The following is a 21,333-nucleotide window of genomic DNA, read 5'->3' as shown; positions in this document are numbered from 1 at the left end:
GCTTGGAGGGCGCATGCTGAAAGTTCTTGTGATTGGGCTTGGTCAAATGGGCCAAAGCCACGCGCTTGCTCACCATGCTTTAGAAGGTTCAAAAATTGTTGGGCTGGTGAACCGCTCACCGCGTGAGCTTCCCACTGCTTTGCAAGACTGCCCGCTGCTTGACAATCTCCAGGAAGGCCTCGCTCTCAAGCCCGATCTGGTGGTGATTGCGACCTACTCCGATAGCCACGCAGACCTTGCCATCCAGGCCATGGAGGCGGGCACCCATGTGTTTGTGGAGAAACCTTTAGCAACAACGGTGGCAGACGCCGAGCGTGTCGTTGAAACAGCCACGCGTCTGAACCGGAAACTGGTGGTTGGCTACATTTTGCGTCACCACCCGTCATGGGTTCGCATGATCGAAGAAGCCAGGGCACTTGGTGGCCCCTACGTGTTCCGCATGAACCTCAATCAGCAATCCACTGGCGAGCAATGGGACATCCACAAAGCGCTGATGCAAACCACCTCACCGCTGGTCGATTGCGGCGTCCATTATGTCGATGTCATGTGCCAAGTGACCGATGCCAAACCAGTTCGCGTTCAGGGCATGGGCCTGCGCCTCTCCGATGAGATAGCGCCGGACATGTACAATTATGGCCAGCTCCAGGTGATGTTCGAAGATGGCTCCGTCGGCTGGTACGAGGCCGGCTGGGGTCCGATGATGTCGGAGACGGCCTTCTTCGTAAAGGATGTTGTCAGCCCCAACGGGGCAGTCTCAATCACCGACCAGAACAAGGGCGAGTCCGCCGACATTGATGGCCACACCAAGGTCGGTGGGTTGCTGGTGCACAGACCCTCAGGCGACCAATGGATCGAACTGCCAGGTGAACCCGGTCACCAGGAGCTTTGCGATGCAGAGCAGGCTTATGTGACCAAGGCAATCGCAGAGGACATCGACCTCTCCCGCCATATGCAGGACGCGGTGTCATCCCTACGCATTTGCCTTGCTGCCGACGAAAGCATCCGCACCGGCGAGCCCGTCACGCTCTAATCCAAGCGCCTTCCGGTTTCTGGATCAAACAGGTGCAAGTGGGTTTCGTCGACAACAAGCTTCACCTCTTCATTATGCCCACTTAACCGATAAACACCCGAGACTGCGGCAGTGAACGCCTCTCCGCTGCCCACAAGGTTGCCATGCAAAAGCGTGTTCGCGCCCAGCGGTTCGGCCAGGTGGACCTGAAGAGTCAAGGACCCACCATCATCAATCGAGACATGCTCAGGTCGAATGCCGACCTTCACCGGACCATCCGGCATATCTTGACCAGCAAGTTTGGCGTCCCCGATATGCACCATCTTGTCCGCAACAGTGGCTGGCAGGATGTTCATGGACGGGCTGCCAATAAACTGTGCGGCAAACAGTGTGTCAGGTTTCTCATAAACATCGAGCGGTGAGCCAATTTGCTCGGCAACCCCGGCATTCATGACAATCATGCGATCGGCCATCGTCATTGCCTCCACCTGATCATGCGTCACATAGAGCGATGTAATACCAAGCTTGTATTGGAGCTCTTTGATCTCAACACGCATCTGCACGCGCAGTTTAGCATCAAGGTTGGACAGAGGCTCATCAAACAAAAACACTGAAGGCTGGCGCACAATCGCCCGCCCCATAGCAACCCGTTGGCGTTGACCGCCCGAAAGCTGTTTGGGCCGCCTATCCAGGTATTCGCCGAGCTGCAACAGTTTGGCCGCTTCCTGCACTTTGCTCTCGATCTTTTCCTTCGAGAGACCGGCAATTTTCAGCCCGTAGCCCATGTTCTGGCGTACGCTCATATGTGGATAAAGCGCGTAGTTCTGGAACACCATGGCGATGTCCCGGTCCATCGGCTCAACCTCATTGACCCGTTTATCGCCGATGCGGATTTCTCCAGAAGAGACACTTTCCAGCCCAGCCACCATACGCAGAAGCGTCGACTTCCCGCAGCCGGAGGGACCGACGATCACGATAAACTCGCCATCCTCAATAGATGTGGTGATGCCGTGCAGAACCTCTGTGGTTCCGAAGCGTTTTTTGACACTGTCCAGATCAACCGTTGCCATAGTGAGGTCCTATTTCTCGCTGTCCACGAGGCCGCGGATGAAAAGCTTCTGCATTGAAATAACAACGATAACCGGCGGGATCATTGCAAGGATCGAGGTTGCCATAATCACTGGCCAGTCAGCCAAATCATCGCCTGACGGGAACATTTGCTTCAGCCCCATGACGATGGTGTTCATCTCCGGATCGGTGGTGATGAGCAGAGGCCAAAGATACTGGTTCCAACCATAAATAAAGAGGATGACGAACAGGGCCGCGATGTTGGTGCGGCTCATCGGTAACAAGATATCGATGAAGAACCGCATCGGTTTGGCACCGTCCACACGGGCAGCCTCGGCCAGCTCATCAGGCACCGTCAGGAAGAACTGCCGAAACAGGAAGGTTGCCGTCGCACTGGCGATGAGTGGGAAAATCAGCCCGGAATAGCTGTTGAGCATCCCAAAGCCAGCCACCACCTCGAAGGTCGGCACGATACGCACCTCAACCGGCAGCATCAGCGTGATGAAGATCATCCAGAAGAAAACGTTTCTGCCAGGAAATCGGAAATAGACGATCGCGAAGGCCGAGAGCAGCGAGATAATGATTTTGCCAATCGCAATGCCAAGCGCCATGATCAGCGAGTTCATCAGCATCGTTGCGACAGGCACGTTGACCCCGGAGAACAGTGCGCGGGTGTAGTTCTCCAAGAACCGATCACCTGGCCAAAGCGGCATAGGCGCTTGAGATATATCCTGTTGCGTGATGGTGGAGGCGACGAACGCAAGCCAGATCGGGAAGAAAACGACCAGCACGCCAAGGATCATCAAAGCGTGCGTCAACCAGAGGCTACTACCGCGCTTCTCAACCATGCCAGGCGCTGGCTCTTTGATTGCGCGTTGCACTTGGGCACCCGATGTTTCTGCTGCGATCGCCATCAGTAGTGCACCCGCTTCTCAACGAACTTGAACTGCATGACCGTCAAAAGCCCGACCACAAACAACAAGATCACCGATTGTGCCGCCGATGAGCCAAGGTCCTGCCCGACAAACCCATCCGAATAGACCTTGTAGACAAGGATGGTTGTCGCCTGTTGGGGCCCACCCAGAGTGATGGTATGGATTACACCAAACGTTTCGAAGAAGGCGTAGACGATGTTCACGACCAGCAGAAAAAACGTGGTCGGCGAAAGCAGCGGCAAAACGATGGTGAAGAACCGGCGCCAGAAACGCGCGCCATCAATGGCTGCCGCCTCAATCACGGATTTCGGTACCGCTTGCAGCGCGGCGAAGAAGAACAAGAAATTGTAGCTGATACGACCCCAAGCTGAAGCAACGACAACAAGGCCCATGGCTTCTGTTTCATTGAGCACATGGTTCCAATCATAGCCCAGCTGGCCAAGATAAAATGACACAACGCCAATGCGTGTGTTGAACATGAAGAGCCATAGAACACCGGCCACTGCAGGCGCGACGGCATAAGGCCAGATCAGCAAAGTTCGATACGTGCCAGCGCCCTTAATCAACCGGTCGGCCAGCACCGCCAGGAACAGGGCAGGCACCATGGAAACCAAAGTGACAAGCGTGGAAAAAATAGCCGTTGTGACAAAGGAAGCGCGGTAAAATGGGTCGGCGAACAGAAACTCAAAGTTTCCAAGCCCGACATACTCCATGGAAAGCCCAAAAGGGTCGGGAATGAACAGCGACTGCCAGACCGCCTGCGCCGCCGGATAGAAAAAGAAGACAGCCGAAATGAAGACCTGCGGCGCAATCAGCGCCATAGGCAACAGCCAACCTTTGAAGGTGACACGCTTTTCCATCAACTCTGCCCCCGCAGAAAAGAGGCGGGCACCGTAGCACCCGCCTCCATCGGCTGAGCGTTAGTTGTTGGCTTGCTCAAAGCGGCGCAACAGCTGGTCGCCGCGCATCACAGCGGAGTCCAGCGCCTCTTGCGCACTCTTGTCACCAGCCCAGACAGCTTCCAACTCTTCATCAATGATGCCGCGAATTTGGTCGAAGGAACCAAGACGCAGACCGCTTGAGTTTGGTGTCGGATCATTGGCTGTCATCTGCGTCACGGAGATATCCGTGCCTGGATTCTCGTCATAGAAACCCTGTTCGCGGGTCGCTTCACCGGCTGCCAGTGTGATCGGCAGATAACCGGTGTCTTGGTGCCACTGCGCCTGAACACCTGTTGAGGAAAGGAAGCTCATAAAGGCTGCAACACCCGCATACTCTTCAGCCTCATGACCTTCTAGAACCCAGAGCGACGCGCCACCAATAATGGTGTTCTGTGGTGCATCCACAGCACCGGACCAGTAAGGCAGCGGGCGGACTTCAAAGTCGAACTCGGCCTCGGCACTGATACCGGCGTAACCAGCGGAGCTTTCGGTGAACAGCGCACACTCTCCAGCGCGGAAGTTGGCACCGCCTTCGTTGCGACGGCCAGCGTAGAAGAAGCGGCCATCCTGCGCCCAATCGCCCAGCGTCTGCACATGCTGAACCTGGATCGGACCATTGAAGGCCAGCTCTGCATCGAGGCCAGCAAAACCATTGTCCTGCGTGGCAAACGGTGTGTCGTGATAGGCTGACAGGTTCTCAAGATGGATCCAGCTCTGCCAAGCCGTTGTCATTGGACAGTCGATGCCTGCATCGCGCACCTCAGCCAGAACATCTCCAACCTGCTCCCAAGTGGACAGGTCAATGTCAGGGTCAACACCAGCTTCTTGAAGCAGGTCGCGATTGACCCAAAGAACGGGTGTCGATGAGTTGAACGGCAGCGAAAGCATGTCGCCATCCGAGGTTGTGTAGTAGCCGGTCACAGCGCCGATGTAGGCGTTCTGATCAAAATCGGCACCGGCATCCGTCATCACTTCATAGACGGGACGAATGGCGCCTTCAGCCGCCATCATAGTGGCTGTGCCAACTTCAAAAACCATCAAAATGTGTGGCTGCTCACCGGCCCGAAATGCTGCGATACCAGCATTGAGCGTTTCGGAGTAATTGCCCTTGTGCGATTGCACCACTGTGTAATCGCTTTGGCTGGCGTTAAACTGCTCGACCTGTGCAGCGACCAGCTCACCTAGGCGACCAGTGAAGGCGTGCCAGAACTCTACTTCTGTCTGCGCATAAGCGGCGATGGGTGTAAGGAACGTGGCTGCGGCAGCGACCGAGCCAATGATCATCTTTTTCATAGGTGTCTCCCCTGTTTATCAGCGCCTCAATTGAGCGACCAGGAAGGCCTGGAGGCGGCGGACGCCGTGCACGCCATCATGGCGTCCGGGTCGCGGCGCGACAACACCAATTTTTCAAGACAGCCAGATGACAAGCATCGCCCTGTGATCTTCCGTTAGGTCATCGGGCAATCAAACCGGCTGAAACGTCAAAGATAATATGGGGATAACAGTCTTCGGCAGTCTAGTTGGACGCGTCCTGCGTTTCCAACGCAGCCATCAAACGGTTGGCGTCGATGCCAAGACCAGGCCTATCAGAAAGCGCGATGGAACCTCCGCACACCATGTCGCCTGAGATGTCCGCAGTCTCATTGAACCATGTGTGCATCTGATGGTGCTCCACAGAATGAGTGGCAGGATGCGCAGCACCAACATGCAACGAGGCTAGGAAAAGAACTGCGGAACTGGATGAATGAAGCGTGAGCTGTTTGCCATGTCGCTTGGCGATATCACCGACAGCCATGGTCTCGGCGATTCCCCCACAGGCGGATACATCAGGCATGAGATAGTCCACACCCGCTTCCGCCAAACGTTCAAAACTGGTGCGCCACGGCAGTGTTTCATTGCCACAAAGCGGCAGTGGGCAGGCGGCTGCCAGTCGGTCATGTCCTTTCCAATCATCGGGAAGGATTGGGGCTTCAAGCCACCCGACATTATAAGGTGCGACGGCCTCTGCAAACCGCAGAGCCTCGGCTTCGCTTAACGTGTAGTGCGCATCAACCAACAGGGAGATGTCCGGGCCAATTGCTTGCCGCGCGGCCGCTACGCGCGCGACATCTTCGTCATGATCGGCGCCACCAACTTTCAGCTTCACCCGCGTATGGCCAGCTTCAGAATAGCTACGAAGCTCCTGCCCCAGATCATCTGGCGTCTTCGTCGGACCATAGAGGCCGCCCGATGCATAAACCGGCACGTGATTGCTTTCACCGCCCAGAAATCTCCAGAGCGGCAAACCTTTAGCTTGCGCCCGCAGGTCCCAAAGCGCCATCTCAACAGCCGACAACGCCACAGCCGAAATGCCATAGCGACCGCTCATCACACAGCTATCGCGCACCAACCGGTTAAGATCGCCGGTGTCATCAAGCGCCCTACCCAACACAAGCGGCGCCACATCGTCATCAATGGTCGCACGCAACGCGTTGGTGGAAGCGTAGGATGTCCAGCCTTCGCCAACGCCCACCGAACCGTTTTCCAAGGTCACGAAGCAAAACAGCATGGGCTTATGCGTCCATGTTCGCCTTGCGTTGCGCTGTCCGCCAGACATTGGCATGCGCACCGAGCGAACTGAGACTGAAATGATCCGCATAAGCGCCTCCCGAGCATGTCAAACTAGGGAGGCAAAAACATTCCGACAAATGCAAATAATCGTCTTATAGTTTTGATTTTCGCAAGCTACAGGGTTTTGAAAGCATCCAACATGCAATCGCGAAACACCATCGAGGCTGGTGTAAGCGTTTCACCGCGCGGGGTCAGCACACCATAGTCCAATGGGAAGGCAGGGAAAATTGGAAAGGCCTCGATCGGCTCGGCAACCGCACGCACAGTGGCTGGGTCGGTGATGGCAAAACCCAAACCTTTTGCGGCAAGAGAACACGCAACATGCGAGGATGAAGTCTCCATTCCAATTGTTGCCGTCACGCCCGCAGCAGCGAAAATCGCATCGGTCTGCCGCTGCATCAGTGTGTCTGGGGTCAACGCGATCAAAGGATGATTCACAAGCGCGCGTGGTTCAACCTGGGCCAGACCGGAAAAAGGCCCGCCTGGGGCAAACACAGCCACAGCACTCAGGCTGTAGAGCGGTGCAATGTCGAGCAGCTCGTCATCAATCGGCAACGGGCCAAACCCCACATCGAATTGGCGACCGCCAAGCCAACGCTCCATGTCTCGCCGATGATGTGTTTCTACAGTTAGGTGCACCTCAGGCATTTTTTCGGTAAACGCCGCAACTGCATTCGGCAGAACACCGGCTGCCAAACGCGACATGGCGACCACACGCAAGCGAGTGTCTCCGCCCTGCTTGATATCCTGGGCGATGTTTCCAAGCTGCTCGATACCGGTCAAAATACGTTCAGCTTCACGGTAGAAACGCCGCGCCTCACCGGTTGGTCGCAACGCACGCTTGTCACGGTGAAACAGTTGGAAACCAACCTCGTGCTCAAGATTGGAAACAAGCCTGGAGACCGCCGGTTGGCTAAGGTTCATGGCATCTGCGGCAGCGGACAGGGACCCACGACGTAACACCAAACAGAAGGCTGTCAGCGATTTCAGATGCATTTCTTATTTCCAATAATTGCAATAGTCGATTGAAACTTTGCATTTGCCTTATGGATTCACAACCCCGACCATATGACCTCGTTACCCAACAACAATAAGCTGGTCTGGGAGGACTTCGAATGCTTGGAAGACGAACACTGCTCAGCGCCATGGCTGCCGCACTTGTCGGCACGACCATGTCGGCGATCACTTTTACAGCGCCGGTCAACGCGCAGAGTTTCCCGGAAAAACCGATCACATTGGTTGTAGGCTTCAACGCAGGTGGCGGCACTGACACCTATGCTCGTGCGCTCGCTGGCACCATCAATGATGCCCTTGGCATGCCGATGGTTGTCGTCAATCAGCCTGGAGCCGCAGGAATGATTGCAGCAGACTTCGTGGCAGGCCAACCAGCAGATGGCTACACACTCTACATGGCAAGTGCTGGATCTTTCCTTGTAAAGGCGCTCTATGATGGTGCGGATGCTGCGGTTAATCCGCTGGAAGATATGCGCATTCTCGGCCAGATCGGCGCTTCTATCCCAGGCCTGCTTGTCCCAGTGGACAGTCCGTTTGAGAGTGCATCTGATCTTGTCGCGGCAGCACAAGCTGATCCAGACGCATTGCGCTGGTCACATCCAGGGCGTGGCTCACTGTTTCAGTTGACGGGCGTTGCCTTCCTTCAGGCCAACGGCATTGAAGTCCAAGACGTTCCTTTCCAGGGCGGCAGTCGCGCGCGCAACGCCGTAGCCGGCGCCCAAGTGGACTTCGGTTTCATGGGCGTGCAACTGCAAAACGGTTTTGAAGCACAGATCAGGGCTATTGGCGTTGCCGGAACCGAACGTGATCCTGCCAACCCGGACACACCCACATTCGCCGAACAAGGCCTGCCGGATGTGCCGCTGACCAACCCACAAATGATCATGGCGCCAGGCGACTTGCCAGACGACGTAGCCGCGATCCTTGCTGAGGCCATCGCGCAGACCGTAGCAGGGGAAACCTATGGCCGGTTGGTCTCCAGGGCAGGCCTGTCCGTACAGGGTGCAGACCCTGCGAGCGCTCGTGGCACTCTAGAAAGCCTACAAGAAACGCTGATACCGTTGGTTGAAGCTACCCGCGAGTGATCCCCCTCTCGCATTCCCGCTGCCCAGCTCCCTATGGGCTGGGCAGCACTCACCACGCCCTTCAAGGTAGCCATCATGGTTTCTCGCGCTGACACATGGGCCGGTTTGTTCCTGGCCATTTTGGGCATTGGACTATTCTGGCTAACCCGGGACGTTCGCATCACAGAGGCCGGATTGATAGGACCAAGGTTCGTGCCGCAAGTGGTCAGCGTGCTACTGGCTGTTGGTGGGCTAACCCTGGTTTTTGGCAACACTGAAAGCAACGACAGCGGTGTTAGCCCAGCGCCTCTGCGTGCGGTTAGTCTTATTCTGATCGGCGTCGCCCATGTCTATCTCACACCGCGCATCGGCTATCTTGCAACCAGTGCGCTCATCGCAGCCAGTACACTTGCCCTGTTTGGCGTGCGCGACTGGCGCATTCTGTTAGCGGGCACACTGGCACTACCACTGATCATGCATCTTGCGTTCATTGAGTTGATGGGCGTTTTCATGCCACGCGGACGTTGGTTCGACGTTTTATCCCTGATTGCCTAGGCGCCAGTGCGCCGCACTGAAAGACCACCACAATGGATATCTTGAACGGCTTTGCGACACTGTTCGCCAATCCGACGGCACTTGGGTTTGTCGCACTGGCCGCCTTCATCGGCGTCGTGATCGGCGCCTTGCCAGGATTAACAGCAGCAGCAGCCATCGCTATGCTGGTGCCGCTGACCTTCTATCTTGATCCGCTTGCCGCCCTCGCCTTTCTTTATGTAATCGGTAAATCGGGTCGATACGGCGGCTCGGTTTCAGCCATCCTGTTCAACACGCCAGGTACGACCGCCTCTGTGGCAACGATGGCCGACGGCCACCCGCTTGCCAAACGCGGCCAGAGCGTGCGCGCGCTGCGCATGGCAACCATCGCCAGCGTCAGCGGTGATCTGATCGGCGATATCATCCTCATTCTTGGTGCTGCGTTGATCGCCAGCCAAACAGCCAAGTTTGGCCCACCAGAGTATTTCGCGGTGTACATGATGGCGTTTCTGGTCATCGGGTCGGTGGTCGGCAAATCGGTACTCAAAGGGCTGATTGCCACAACGCTGGGCATCGCTGTGGCACTGGTCGGCCTTGACCCCATCACCGGGCAAGCGCGCTGGACGTTCGGCATGTTGGAACTGGAGAACGGCTTCACGCTGGTCCCACTTCTCATCGGCGTGTTCGTAATCTCCGAACTGATGATACAGGCCGAAACACGCCTGACCGGCCAGAAAACGCGCGTGATTGATCAAGCCACCGGCGATGGTGGGCGGCTGCGTTGGGCCGATGTGCGCCCGCTTTGGGGCGTGATCACACGCTCCTCGCTCTACGGCGCTGTCATTGGCGTCATGCCCGGTCTTGGGTCTTCGGTTGCAGCGTTTGTCGCCTATGGCGAGGAAAAGCGCCGTGCCAAAGACGGGGATGAGTGGGGCACCGGCAAACTGGCAGGGGTTGCCGCGCCAGAGGCAGCCAACAATGCGGTGTCTGGTCCGTCCATGATCCCACTGCTGACCCTCGGTGTACCGGGGACGACGGTGGCCGCCATTTTGATGGGCGTCTTCCTGATCCATGGCATACCCATAGGGCCCACACTGTTCGTCGCCGCAAATGATCTGATCTATGGCCTGTTCGCGGCAGGGCTTATTGGCATCATCTTGTATGGCCTGATTGGCTGGTTCTTCGGCCCAGCCATCGGTCGCGTAATCGCGCGTGTGCCTGCAAGTCTTATCTACCCGACGATCTTTATGGTCACACTGATTGCCGCGTATACTGGGCGCTTGAGCTTTTGGGATGTGCAGGTGATGCTTGGTGCCGGAGTCCTCGGCTACGCCATGCGTAAACTGGAGTTCCCGCCAGCAGCGTTCATCATCGCTTTTATCCTAGCGCCAGGGGCTGAAGAAGCCCTACGCCAAAGCCTGCTCTTGTCCCGCAATGGCTGGGCGATGTTTGTCACCGAACCCATCGCTGCAGGGTTTTTGGCCATAGGCCTGGGCGTCGCCGTGTGGCGCGGATGGCGAGCGACGGTTGCCGGCCAAAAAACTCAGATACCCAACCCTGACAGCTAAGCAAGCATCGCCAGATAATGCGGCGCGCGGCCTCCCATGAGGGCCTGGGCGGCATGCATGATCGCGTTCGCGTCCAGCCCATGCAGATGATAGACATCTTCCACCGTTCCAGCCTGCCCGAAATGCTCCACTCCCAAGGACTTCACCCGATGACCGTGAACCCCACCAATCCATGAGAGCGCAGCAGGGTGCGCATCAGTGACGGTGACCAACCCAGCATCTCGAGGCAGATCATCAAGCAAGGTTTCAAGAACGGAACGCGCATCACCATCGCCGCGTTGCCGCGCTCGCTCGGCTGCTTGCCAGCCAGCATTCAATCGGTCAGCTGAGGTGATCGCGAGCACACCGATGCCACGCATCGACTCCGACAGCAGCCCCGCTGCTTCAATCGCCTCCGGCGCGACAACCCCGGTGTAGGCAATGGCAACACGAGTGCCGGGCTCAGGTCGCCGCAGCCAGTAGCCGCCATCGATCACTTGCTGCGCAAAACCCTCGCCCATTGCAGCCCTGTCGACCTGCTCCAGCGGCACGGTGGAAAGCCGCAGATAGATAGATCCACCCTTTTCATCGCGCAGCCAGTTGGCCTCTGGTTTCGCGTCAGGCTGGTCGCGCTGCATGTATTCAAAGCCCCAGCGCATTATCACTTCCAGCTCATCAGCGAAGGCAGGCTCGAAGGTCGCAAGACCGTCCTGTGCCATACCGATCAGCGGCGTGGAAATGGACTGGTGCGCCCCGCCCTCATGACTGAGCGACACACCCGATGGCGTTGCCGCCAGCATGAAGCGCGCATCCTGGTAACAGGCGTAGTTCAGCGCATCCAAGCCCCGGCAGATAAACGGATCATAGACCGTCCCGACCGGCAGCAGGCGTTGGCCAAACAGCGAATGGGACAAGCCCAATGCGCCCAGGAAGGTGAAAAGGTTGTTCTCCGCAATGCCGAGCTCGACATGGCGGCCATCGGTGTGGCGACGCCATTTCTGCACCGAAGGCACGGACTGGTCGCGGAACACGTCAGGCTGATCGATCTTGGCGAACAACCCGGTCTTATTGATCCATGGCCCGAGATTTGTGGAGACCGAAACGTCCGGTGATGTCGTGACGATCCGTTCGGCAAGCTCCGGTGCGTCCGAAGCGATGGCATGCAGGATCTGCCCGAAGGCTTCCTGGGTGGAGATCGTATCTTTGATCCGTGGCGCGATATCACCGCCCGTTGGCACTGGCGCAGCGCTGTAGCGACGCGTGCCCTTGGCGTTGAAGGGCACGGAGTCCAGAAAGGCCTGCACATCATCGGCAGCAAATGGCATCCCGGCCATTGGTTCCCATTCGTCACCCGGCTTAATGCCCATGTCAGACCGCAGACCTTCAATCTGGGCGGTCGTCATGATCCCGGCATGATTGTCCTTGTGGCCAGCCAGCGGCAGGCCATGGCCTTTGATCGTGTAACAGATGAAGCAAACCGGGCGGTCATGGTCGATGGCGTTCATGGTCTCGGCGATCATCGCCGCATCATGCCCAGCCAGATTGCCCATCAGGTCAGAAAGCTGCTCATCATGATAGTCGGCAATTAGGGCCAGCGCTTCGTTGTCACCAACAAAGTCGGCTTCCAGTTGCTCGCGCCAGGCTGCACCACCTTTGAAGGTCAAGGCGGAGTAAAGGCCATTGTCACAACCATCGATCCAGTCACGCAGTTGTTTGCCACCGGGGCGTTCAAAGGCTGCCTGCATGAGAGAGCCATATTTCAGCTCAATCACATCCCAACCACTGGCAACGAAGATGTCGTGGAAGCGGGCATTTAGCCCTTCGCTCACCACGCCATCGAGCGACTGTCGGTTGTAGTCGATCACCCACCAGCAATTGCGCAGATCATGCTTAGCGCCTTCCAGCAACGCCTCATAAATGTTGCCTTCGTCCAACTCCGCATCACCAACCAAAGCGATCATCCGCCCCTTGGGTTGGTCCAGCCACCCGTGTCCGGCAAGATAATCCTGCGTCATGCTGGCAAAGGCTGTCATCGCGACACCCATGCCTACGGACCCTGTCGAGAAATCAACGTCGTCTTTGTCTTTGGTGCGCGAGGGATAAGGCTGTGCACCTCCAAAAGCGCGGAAGTCTTCCAATTGCTGGCGGGTCTGATTACCGAGCAGATATTGGATCGCGTGAAACACCGGGCTCGCATGGGGCTTAACCGCGACACGGTCTTCGGGGCGCAGCACATCGAAATAGAGCGCGTTCAAAATCGCATTCATAGAGGCCGACGATGCCTGGTGCCCACCGACCTTGATTCGGCCTTTGACCCGCACATTGTTGGCATTGTGGATCATCCAAGATGAGAGCCACAGTGTCTTCTTCTCCAACGCCTGGCGGATGGTGCTTGGCTCGGCCATATCAAGCAGCCTTTGCCATAGTTTGCGGCAGCGCTGTCCCTTCAGCAGTGAACAGATGCGCATTGTGGGGCTGGATGCGCAGACCAAAGCGATCGCCTGGCTTGGCGGAGATGTTGCCGTGTTTTCGAACCATCAACTGCCCCAGATCTTTGACCTTCACATAAAGATTTGTATCTGAACCGAGATGTTCCACAAGCTCTGCGGTTGCATTGAGATCGCCACTTCCAACGTCAAGAAGATCGATATGTTCGGGGCGAATGCCCAACTCTTTTGCCTGCTGACAATTGGCTATGCCCGGCAACGGGATGGACGTCCCGGTAAACAGCTTCACGCCATGCGTTTCGCCAACGACCGGAACCACATTCATAGTTGGTGATCCGATGAACTGCGCCACGAACTTATTGGCTGGCCGTTCATAAAGATCGAGTGGGCTGCCCACCTGTTGGATATCGCCGCCATCAAGCACCACAATCCGGTCAGCCAGCGTAAGCGCCTCCACCTGATCATGGGTCACATACACCATCGTGGACCCAAGCCGCTGATGAAGACGTGCAATTTCCAAGCGCATATCGACCCGCAACGCCGCATCGAGGTTGGACAGAGGCTCATCAAAAAGGAAGGCGCGCGGATCGCGAATGATGGCCCGGCCCATAGCAACGCGCTGGCGTTGTCCACCAGACAAGGCGCGTGGAAGGCGCTCCATCAAAGGCTTTAGACCAAGCGTTTTGGCCGCCTTTGCAACACGCTGCTCTTTCTCGTCCACCGGCTCTTTGCGGATTTCCATCGAGAAACCCATATTCCGTTCGACATTCATATGCGGGTAGAGCGCGTAGGATTGAAACACCATCGCGATATCGCGATCACGCGGGCGCACATCGTTCATCCGTTCCCCATCGATGAAGAAGTCACCAGTCGTAATGGGCTCGAGGCCAGCAATCATGCGCAAAAGCGTAGACTTGCCACAACCTGAAGGACCAACCAGAACGATGAACTCGCCATCCTCGATTTGAAGATTGATATCGCGCAACACCTCAACAGGACCGTAACGCTTGCCGATGTTCTTAAGTTCAATGCGCGCCATGATTGGCCCTCCTATCCTTTGACGGCGCCTGAGGTCAGGCCCTGCACCAGGTAGCGTTGGATGAAGATGAAGAAGAGGCAGCTTGGGATCAACGCCAGCGAACCCGCCGCCATCATTTGCCCCCAATCAACCGAGAACCGAGAAACAAAGGTCAAAAGACCGACCGGGAACGTCATGGAGTCATTGTCGGAAATAAGCATCAGCGCAAACAGCAGCTCCGACCAAGCGGCCGTAAAAACAAAGCCCAGCGTTGCCCCCAGGCCTGGAAGCGTCAGCGGGAAGATGACTTTGCGGAGCGCTTGGAAACGGCTGCAACCATCCATCATCGCCGCCTCTTCCAAATCCTTGGGAATGCCGTCGAAAAACGACTGCATAAGGAAGGTGGCAAACGCGATGTTGAAGGCGGTGTAGACGACGATGAGTGACGTCAGCGAGTTGAGCAGTCCGAGCGAGGCGACAATTTTGTAGATCGGCGCAATGATCATCAGCAGCGGAAACATCTGGGTGATGAGCATGATCGCGATAATGATCCGCTTACCCGCAAAGACAAAGCGCGAGAACGCGTAGCCTGCGCCCGCGGCGATCACAGTTGTAATCGCCGCAGTGCCCAAAGACACGAAAAGCGAATTGCCAAAGAACGCCATGAAGTCGGTTTGAAAGATAACCGTACTGAAGTTTTCCAGGGTCACCCGCGAAGGCCATAGCTGTGTGCCTTCTGTGAAGATCAAACGGTCCGGTGTCAGCGCAATCTTTACCAGCCAGTAGAGCGGAAAAAGTGCAAACGTCAGATAGGCCAGAAGCGCAGCGTACTTGCCAACAACGAGGGCCGGATTGGGTCCTGCGTGCGTCATGATTGTCCCCTAAATCTTGACCAGCTTCTTGCGCAGCCAGAGCACGACGATGGCGTAGATGAGCAAGAGCACCAGAAGCACGACCGCAATCGTGGACGCGTAGCCGAAATCGAGACGGCGGAAAGCTGTTGTGAAAATGTAGGTCGACAGAATTTGCGTGGAGTTCGCCGGTCCGCCGCCGGTCATAACGAAGATGAGGTCGGCGAAGTTTGCGATCCAAATGGTTCGCAGCATGACCGTGATAGCGATCATCGGCGCCAGAAAAGGCAGCGTAATTTTGGTGAAGCTCTGCCAAGCTGTAGCGCCATCAATCTCTGCGGCCTCATAAAGCTCACCAGGAATGGACTGCAAGGCTGCCAGCAAGGTGATGGCAAAAAACGGAACACCAAACCAAATGTTGGCAACGATGGGCCCCCACAGAGCAAGGTCCGGGTCACCCATAATGTTGTACGGCTCAGAAAGAATGCCCAGCGCGGCCATCCAATGCGGTAATGGGCCGATCGTTGGGTTGAAGAGCCAAGACCACGTGAGCGCAGACAGAAAGGTCGGAACAGCCCAAGGCAGAAAGACCAGCGCTTGAAAAAGCCGTTTGCCGAAGAACTGCGTGTTGAGCAGCAAGGCCAGGCCAAGACCGAGCAAAAACTGAAATGTGACGGACCAGAACGTCCACCAAAACGTGTTTTCCAGCGCGATCCAGAATTTTCGATCTGACCAAAGGTCAGCGTAGTTCTCCAAGCCAATCCAACCCGTTTGGAATGGATTGAGCAGCTCAATGGATTGGAAAGAGTAGGAAATGCCGATGATCAGCGGAATCAGGATGACCGATCCGATCAAGAAGACCGCTGGCGAGACATAGAGGAAAGGCTCGACCATGTACTGCCAGTACAGGGAGCGTCGTACCCGGGGAGCCCCGGGGACGACAGTTTTGTGAGTATCGACGGTCACTGGTCTGCTTGCCAGTCGGCATAGGCCTCGTTCAGGAACTCAGCCCACTCGTCGGCCAAGTCCTGCGCGCCGCGCTGGCCAAGCAAGGCTTCCTGGCTGGTTTCCAGCAAAACGGTGCTGGCGAAAAAGCCCCATTCTTCCAGGAAAGTTGGCATCACGGTTGGCACATACTGCTCACCATTCAGCGTCTCGAACCAACCTGAGAACTGGTCGGTTTGGAAGTATGGGTCCTGATCGGCGCCCTCATGAATGGGGATCACGCCAACGCGCTGAGCCCATACGGAGTTGGCTTCAGGGGTGGATAGCGCCGCAACCAAATCCCAGGCCTCATCTTCATGCTCAGTGGTGTTGAAGATCGACCAGCCGGCAAAACCGATAGTTGGGAAAGCCTGACCAGACGGGCCAACGGGCATTGGCATGACTGCGAAGTCTTCGGCGTCCATGCGTTCAGCAATGGCAATCAACGCATCAGGATCCTGATCAAGAAACGCACAGGTGCCAGAGTAAAAACCGGCAACGATCTCGTTGAAGCCCCAGTTGACGCTGTCACGTGGCGCATAGCCATTTTGGTAAAGATCCAGCAGGAACTGGATGCCTTCCACTGAACCTGGTTCGTTGATGCGGCTTTGGCCATCTTCGGTGAAGAACTCATTGGTGCCGTTCATCGCGGCTGCCATCATGATCCAGCCGTTGGTACCGCCAGGTCCGCCTCGCAGGCAGTAGCCTGACTTGCCATCAAGCTCGGACACTGCAGCAGCAGCTGCCATGAACTCTTCCATCGTGCCTGGAGGGCTTTCCACACCAGCTTCAGCCAACAGGTTGCGGTTGTAGAACATGGCGCGCAGATAGAAGCCGTAAGGGATCATGTAAGCTTCACCGGCCTGGCGGCCCATGGCCAGCGTCTTGTCGGTCAGTGTCCCGCCATGCTCCCAGCCGGCGATGTGATCCTCCAGGCTCGCCAGGCGACCAGAACCAGCATAGAGCGCAGCCCACGTGTCTGGCATCTCTACAACATCGGGGATGTCGCCACCGGCAACCATCGTTGCCAACGTTTCAAAGGCTTGGCCCCAAGGCAGGCTGGTGATCTGGACGGTCACTCCTTCGTTTTCAGCTTCGTACTGGGCCACAAGCTCTTCGAGCACGGCTGTACGTTCAGGGCTGGTGATCACTTCCACCAGGCGCAGCGTCGTGTCCGCCTGGGCTGGACCAACTGCCATCAGGGCGGCAGCGCCAACCCCCAATAGCAAGGTCTTGAGAGATGTCGTTTTCATCAGTGTTTCCTTCTCCTTGTTGTTGTTTTCAGCGTCTTCGTGCCGGTTCAGGCGGCGCTTTGGCTCAGGGCGTTGATAAAATCCGCCCAGAGGTCTTCGGCATCTTCCAAACCAAAGCTCAGCCGAACCAGGTTGGGTGAAACGCCAAATTTCTGTAGAGAGTTTTGCTCACCTGCCTGTGCCAGCGCGACGCGGGTTGGCAGGATGAGGCTTTCAAATCCGCCCCAGCTCACGCCCAGCCGAAACAAGGTCAGAGCATTGGAAAAAGCCGGTATGTCGATGCCATTGTCAAACTCCACTGACATCAAACCGCTGCGGCCAGTAAGGCCAGGCACCGAGTTAGCACCGGGGCTGTTCACCCTTACGACGTGAGACAAGGTGGCAAGACGATCGACAAACAGATCAGCGGTTGCTTGATGCTGCTTCATCCGTGCCGACAGGGTGCGAAGACCACGCGTCAGCAGAAACGCTTCAAAGGGGGCAAGCTTGCCCCCCAAAAGCGGAAGAGTCAGATCACGGATGCGGGCAATGTGGGACTGGGAGGCAATCACAACACCCGCAACCGTGTCCGAATGGCCTGAAATATATTTCGAGGCCGAATGCAAAACGATATCGATGCCCAGGGTCAGCGGCTTTTGGAATACTGGGGTCGCCCATGAGTTGTCGATCATGGTGATCGCGCCGTGATGACGCGCTTGCTCGGCAACGCGCGGCAAATCCATTGGCTCAAACACAACCGAGCTTGGGCTCTCCAGATAGGCAACTGTCACGCCGCTTAGCAGATCGGGATCATCGGCAAACTGACGAACCGAATGGTACGTGACCTCAACGCCAAATGGGCGCAAAAGCCGCTCCATAAAGCGGAACGTATCCGGATAGACATGCTCGCAGCAGGCGATCCGGTCGCCGGGCTTCACAAATGCCAGAAGGGTCGATGCGATCGCGGCCATGCCGGAAGCGAACCCGACAGCGCCCTCGCCCTCTTCGGCCTTGGCCATCAAATTTTCAAAGGCCGCTACCGTTGGGTTTTGGACCCGTGTGTAGATAACCGCATCGCTGTTGCCAGCCATGCGAGCCTCGAAAGCTTCGAAACTGTCGAACGAAAACAGGGACGATTGCACAATCGGCGGCGTCATCGACCCACTGGAGTCCGGCAGAACCGACGCCAGCAGGGTCGCGATGTCAGGTTTTCCAAAGTCAGATGCATCAGACATTTTGTGTCTCCATCACCTGACGAATTTCGGCCTCAACCATGTCCATGATCTCACCCATCAGACGTTCGGCCTCGACTTCATCGCCAGCAACAATGGCTTCGGCCAGCGGGGCGTGCAGAGGTATGGTGGCAGCCCCTAAGTGCGGCTGACCGAATGGCGCCTCATAGACTTCGTTGAAGCCCTGCTGAATCTGTTGAATGAGCTCACCAAAAAGCGGGTTGCCGCAAGCCAGATGAACAGCGGCGTGAAACTTGTAGTCAGCCACGCGCCAGTCCTCACCCGCTTGGAAAACGGCCATCAACTCAGCAGCACGCGCTTCGATCAAAAGGCGCTGCTTGTCGTTTGCCTGCTGAGCAGCGAGTCGGGCGGTTTCTAACTCAAGGGGTCGACGTACCGCATGGGTGCGCAACAGGCTTTCAGCTTCTAGCTTAAGCGTGACCGGCAAATGAATCGCGTTTGACGACACCTCGGCAGCCAACCTTGTGCCCGCTTTTTTATTGCGGGTAACGATGCCCATGTTCTGCCAAGACGTGAGCGCCTCACGAACCTTCGCACGGCCTATGCCGAGTTGGCGCGCGATTTCTACTTCGGGCGGTAGCCGGTCACCGACCTTAAGACCCTGCTCCTCAATCATCCGAGACAGCGCATCCAGCACATCACGGCTGGTGCTGTTGGCCGGCAAGGCGTGAAGAACATCGTCCCCTCGCAGGGAGTCAGATGCCATTCGAGAAGATGAGTGCTGTGCCAATGCCCACGTCCAGTAACTTTGGGTGGGCAGACCGTACATTTAATGTCTGACAATATCAAGTATAATGTCAGACATTAAATTACACGTAGATTTCCGTTTATAAATCAGAGGCATATTGGGAAACCGGAAGCAGTTTTGGGTTTGGAATGTCACTGGTGCCAGAACCAAGAACCAGCGCAGGCAGAACGGTTAGGCCGCGCATGGGCGCTGAACTGGACAGCATACCGAGCTGGTCCAGGGTCTGGTCATGGCTTTGAAGGAGGTCAATGGCCAACTTCGCCGATGAACTTCATTCGAATTTTCTTCGACACCCAATCGATAATCGCGACCAAGATAAGCACGTTGATCACGACGAACACCACTTGATCGTACAAGGTGGCGCGGAACCGTTCGATGATGATCATCCCGATGCCGCCTGCCCCGACAATGCCCAAGATAGTGGCCGAACGGGTATTGGATTCCAGGAAGTAAAGCGACTGGGAGAGAAACACAGGAAAGACTTGAGGCAGAATGCCATATCGGATGGTGCGCACCTGTCCTGCGCCGGTTGCCTTGATGCCCTCTACCTGCTTGCGATCGATGTTTTCGATGGCTTCAGAATAGAGCTTCGACAAAGTGCCGATGTCAGAAATGAAGATCGCCAGAACACCTGCCAGAGGCCCAAGACCAACTGCGCGCACAAACACCAGAGCCCACACCAGCTGATCGACACCGCGAAACACGTCCAGGATGCGCCGGACCGTATGACGAAAAACCGGGATGCGCACCACATTACGCGCGGCGAGGAAACCGACAATCAACGCCACCAAGGATGCCAGAAACGTTCCGAGAAATGCCATCGCCAAAGTCTCGGCAATACCGCGATAGATATTGGCATATTGCCAAGTTGCCATGTCTTCCCACCGAAACATGGCCGCGAGCAAGCGCTGCGCATTCTCTGACGGCTGGAACATGCGCGCAAAGTCAAAATACCAGAACGCAAACGCTAGATAGGCAAAGACGCTTGCCCAAGCCGCATAGACCAAAATCGACCGGCTGACAGTGCCAAAAGCGGCGGGATTGTCGGCGCGTGCCGCGGTAACATCCACTGCAGAAACATTAGACAGACGGCGAACGGTCACAGCGGTGTCGGTTGAGGCGTGCGCCATCACAGTTGCTCCTTGCCAATGAAGTATGTGCGCAAACGTTCAGAAATCAGATCGATGATGGTCACCGTGATCACCACCAAGATCAGTACAGCAAGCACACGGTCATCAGAATAGAATGAGATCACGCGGTTCAGCTCCTGACCGATCCCCCCAGCGCCAACAAAGCCAATAATAGAAGAGGCGCGCACATTGATTTCAAAGCGCAGCAGCCCGTAGCTAACGAAGTTGGGGAGGACCTGGGGCAGCACGCCGTAGCGCATCTGTTCAAACCAGTTGCCACCCACGCCGCGAATGCCGTCGATAGGACGCTGCGAGACGTTCTCGTTCACCTCAGCAAACAGTTTGCCCAACGCCCCAGTAGAGTGAATGGCGATGGCAAGGATACCGGCCAGCGGTCCAATGCCAAACGCAAAGACAAACACCAATGCGATGAGAATTTCCGGCACACCGCGGCAAACTTCCATGAAGCGCCGGGCGAAAAAGTAGATCCATGAATTTTTGATGAGGTTGCGCGATCCGGCAAAGCAAAGGGCCAAGGCACCTGCCGTGCCAAGGATCGTGGCTGTGATCGCCATCAAGATCGTTTCCCAGATCAACGCCATGTATTTGGCGAAGTCGGTGTACCAAAACGTCAGCGAGCCCTCGACCGCGCGACCTTGCTCATCGCGGCCCAAGAACAGTTTGTCCCATTCAAGGTTCGGCATGATGGTGCCGAAATATTCAAAAACCCGCGAACCAGCTTGCGCCAAACGGTCAGGGTAGAACTGCGATGTGGCGACCGAGAAAACCAGCAAGCCGAGGAAAAGCGCGCCGAGCAAAAGGTTCTGGCCAAGCTTCGCCCGGGCAAGCTCTTTGCGATGCTTCTCATAGACGCCAACAGGGTCCTTGCGGTGCCCCATCATGTTCATTTGGGTGTCAGTGGTCACGGCCATTGCACAAGCTCTTCAG

Annotated in this window: 20 protein-coding genes; 4 read left to right on the top strand and 16 right to left on the bottom strand. The window is 56.5% G+C overall.

Translation table 11 applies throughout. The features are described from left to right. Nucleotides 1-13 precede the first annotated feature (13 nt). Entirely contained in the window at nt 14-1,030 is a 1,017-nt protein-coding gene (locus ABWH92_RS08725; protein WP_375573984.1) for a Gfo/Idh/MocA family protein, read from the top strand. On the opposite strand, the gene ABWH92_RS08720 is transcribed toward ABWH92_RS08725, so the two are convergent. The 6 genes from ABWH92_RS08720 to ABWH92_RS08695 all read right to left on the bottom strand — a co-directional run bounded on the left by ABWH92_RS08720 (nt 1,027) and on the right by ABWH92_RS08695 (nt 7,559). Further along, nucleotides 1,027-2,079 (bottom strand): ABC transporter ATP-binding protein, encoded by a 1,053-nt coding sequence (locus ABWH92_RS08720; protein ID WP_375573982.1) that lies wholly within the window; start codon nt 2,077-2,079, stop codon nt 1,027-1,029. The two genes, ABWH92_RS08725 and ABWH92_RS08720, sit on opposite strands and share 4 nt — an antisense overlap. Nucleotides 2,080-2,088: 9 nt before the next feature. Then, nucleotides 2,089-2,925, bottom strand: a complete 837-nt coding sequence (gene ugpE / locus ABWH92_RS08715) for a sn-glycerol-3-phosphate ABC transporter permease UgpE (protein ID WP_375574218.1) — start codon at nt 2,923-2,925, stop codon at nt 2,089-2,091. A gap of 65 nt (nt 2,926-2,990) precedes the next feature. Then, a complete protein-coding gene (gene ugpA / locus ABWH92_RS08710; RefSeq protein WP_375573980.1) occupies nt 2,991-3,872 on the bottom strand; it encodes a sn-glycerol-3-phosphate ABC transporter permease UgpA in 882 nt (293 codons plus the stop codon). 60 nt (nt 3,873-3,932) lie between these two features. Further along, the gene (ugpB, locus tag ABWH92_RS08705; protein WP_375573978.1) at nt 3,933-5,246 is read right to left on the bottom strand and encodes a sn-glycerol-3-phosphate ABC transporter substrate-binding protein UgpB; all 1,314 of its coding nucleotides are present in this window, start codon (nt 5,244-5,246) and stop codon (nt 3,933-3,935) included. A gap of 223 nt (nt 5,247-5,469) precedes the next feature. Continuing rightward, nucleotides 5,470-6,591: a mandelate racemase/muconate lactonizing enzyme family protein gene (locus ABWH92_RS08700; RefSeq protein ID WP_375573976.1), complete on the bottom strand. Its 1,122-nt coding sequence runs from the start codon at nt 6,589-6,591 to the stop codon at nt 5,470-5,472. An 86-nt stretch (nt 6,592-6,677) separates the two neighbouring features. Continuing rightward, complete coding sequence (locus ABWH92_RS08695) at nt 6,678-7,559, bottom strand: LysR family transcriptional regulator (RefSeq protein WP_375573974.1); 882 nt, start codon at nt 7,557-7,559, stop codon at nt 6,678-6,680. Nucleotides 7,560-7,678: 119 nt separating this feature from the next. Between ABWH92_RS08695 and ABWH92_RS08690 the strand changes: the two genes are divergently transcribed. From ABWH92_RS08690 to ABWH92_RS08680, 3 genes are all read left to right on the top strand, one after another. Then, nucleotides 7,679-8,662 (top strand): Bug family tripartite tricarboxylate transporter substrate binding protein, encoded by a 984-nt coding sequence (locus ABWH92_RS08690; protein WP_375573973.1) that lies wholly within the window; start codon nt 7,679-7,681, stop codon nt 8,660-8,662. A 75-nt stretch (nt 8,663-8,737) separates the two neighbouring features. Beyond that, nucleotides 8,738-9,196: a tripartite tricarboxylate transporter TctB family protein gene (locus tag ABWH92_RS08685; protein ID WP_375573971.1), complete on the top strand. Its 459-nt coding sequence runs from the start codon at nt 8,738-8,740 to the stop codon at nt 9,194-9,196. A 32-nt stretch (nt 9,197-9,228) separates the two neighbouring features. Continuing rightward, entirely contained in the window at nt 9,229-10,743 is a 1,515-nt protein-coding gene (locus ABWH92_RS08680; RefSeq protein WP_375573969.1) for a tripartite tricarboxylate transporter permease, read from the top strand. Here the strand turns inward: ABWH92_RS08680 and ABWH92_RS08675 are convergent. From ABWH92_RS08675 to phnE (ABWH92_RS08630), 10 genes are all read right to left on the bottom strand, one after another. Then, nucleotides 10,740-13,127, bottom strand: coding sequence for a transketolase (locus tag ABWH92_RS08675; RefSeq protein ID WP_375573967.1), 2,388 nt, complete (start codon nt 13,125-13,127; stop codon nt 10,740-10,742). The two genes, ABWH92_RS08680 and ABWH92_RS08675, sit on opposite strands and share 4 nt — an antisense overlap. Nucleotide 13,128: 1 nt before the next feature. Beyond that, nucleotides 13,129-14,208: an ABC transporter ATP-binding protein gene (locus tag ABWH92_RS08670; RefSeq protein WP_375573965.1), complete on the bottom strand. Its 1,080-nt coding sequence runs from the start codon at nt 14,206-14,208 to the stop codon at nt 13,129-13,131. A gap of 11 nt (nt 14,209-14,219) precedes the next feature. Then, nucleotides 14,220-15,059 (bottom strand): carbohydrate ABC transporter permease, encoded by an 840-nt coding sequence (locus ABWH92_RS08665; RefSeq protein WP_375573963.1) that lies wholly within the window; start codon nt 15,057-15,059, stop codon nt 14,220-14,222. Between the two features lie 9 nt (nt 15,060-15,068). Next, nucleotides 15,069-15,932, bottom strand: a complete 864-nt coding sequence (locus ABWH92_RS08660) for a carbohydrate ABC transporter permease (protein ID WP_375573961.1) — start codon at nt 15,930-15,932, stop codon at nt 15,069-15,071. A 68-nt stretch (nt 15,933-16,000) separates the two neighbouring features. After that, complete coding sequence (locus ABWH92_RS08655) at nt 16,001-17,275, bottom strand: ABC transporter substrate-binding protein (RefSeq protein WP_375573959.1); 1,275 nt, start codon at nt 17,273-17,275, stop codon at nt 16,001-16,003. Nucleotides 17,276-17,322: 47 nt separating this feature from the next. After that, entirely contained in the window at nt 17,323-18,489 is a 1,167-nt protein-coding gene (locus ABWH92_RS08650; protein ID WP_375573957.1) for an aminotransferase class I/II-fold pyridoxal phosphate-dependent enzyme, read from the bottom strand. Then, nucleotides 18,482-19,213 carry a FadR/GntR family transcriptional regulator gene (locus tag ABWH92_RS08645; protein WP_375573955.1) on the bottom strand — a complete coding sequence of 244 codons (732 nt, stop codon included), beginning with the start codon at nt 19,211-19,213 and terminating at the stop codon, nt 18,482-18,484. Before ABWH92_RS08645 ends, ABWH92_RS08650 begins: the two co-directional genes overlap by 8 nt. Before the next feature lie 121 nt (nt 19,214-19,334). After that, complete coding sequence (locus ABWH92_RS08640; protein ID WP_375573953.1) at nt 19,335-19,460, bottom strand: hypothetical protein; 126 nt, start codon at nt 19,458-19,460, stop codon at nt 19,335-19,337. Between the two features lie 40 nt (nt 19,461-19,500). Beyond that, entirely contained in the window at nt 19,501-20,385 is an 885-nt protein-coding gene (phnE, locus tag ABWH92_RS08635; RefSeq protein WP_375573952.1) for a phosphonate ABC transporter, permease protein PhnE, read from the bottom strand. Then, the gene (gene phnE / locus ABWH92_RS08630; RefSeq protein ID WP_375573950.1) at nt 20,385-21,317 is read right to left on the bottom strand and encodes a phosphonate ABC transporter, permease protein PhnE; all 933 of its coding nucleotides are present in this window, start codon (nt 21,315-21,317) and stop codon (nt 20,385-20,387) included. Before phnE (ABWH92_RS08630) ends, phnE (ABWH92_RS08635) begins: the two co-directional genes overlap by 1 nt. Nucleotides 21,318-21,333: the final 16 nt, after the last annotated feature.

The sequence above is a fragment of the Ahrensia marina genome, assembly GCF_042140245.1.
Lineage (GTDB): Bacteria > Pseudomonadota > Alphaproteobacteria > Rhizobiales > MH13 > MH13.
This window is presented reverse-complemented; position numbering and strand designations above follow the sequence as displayed.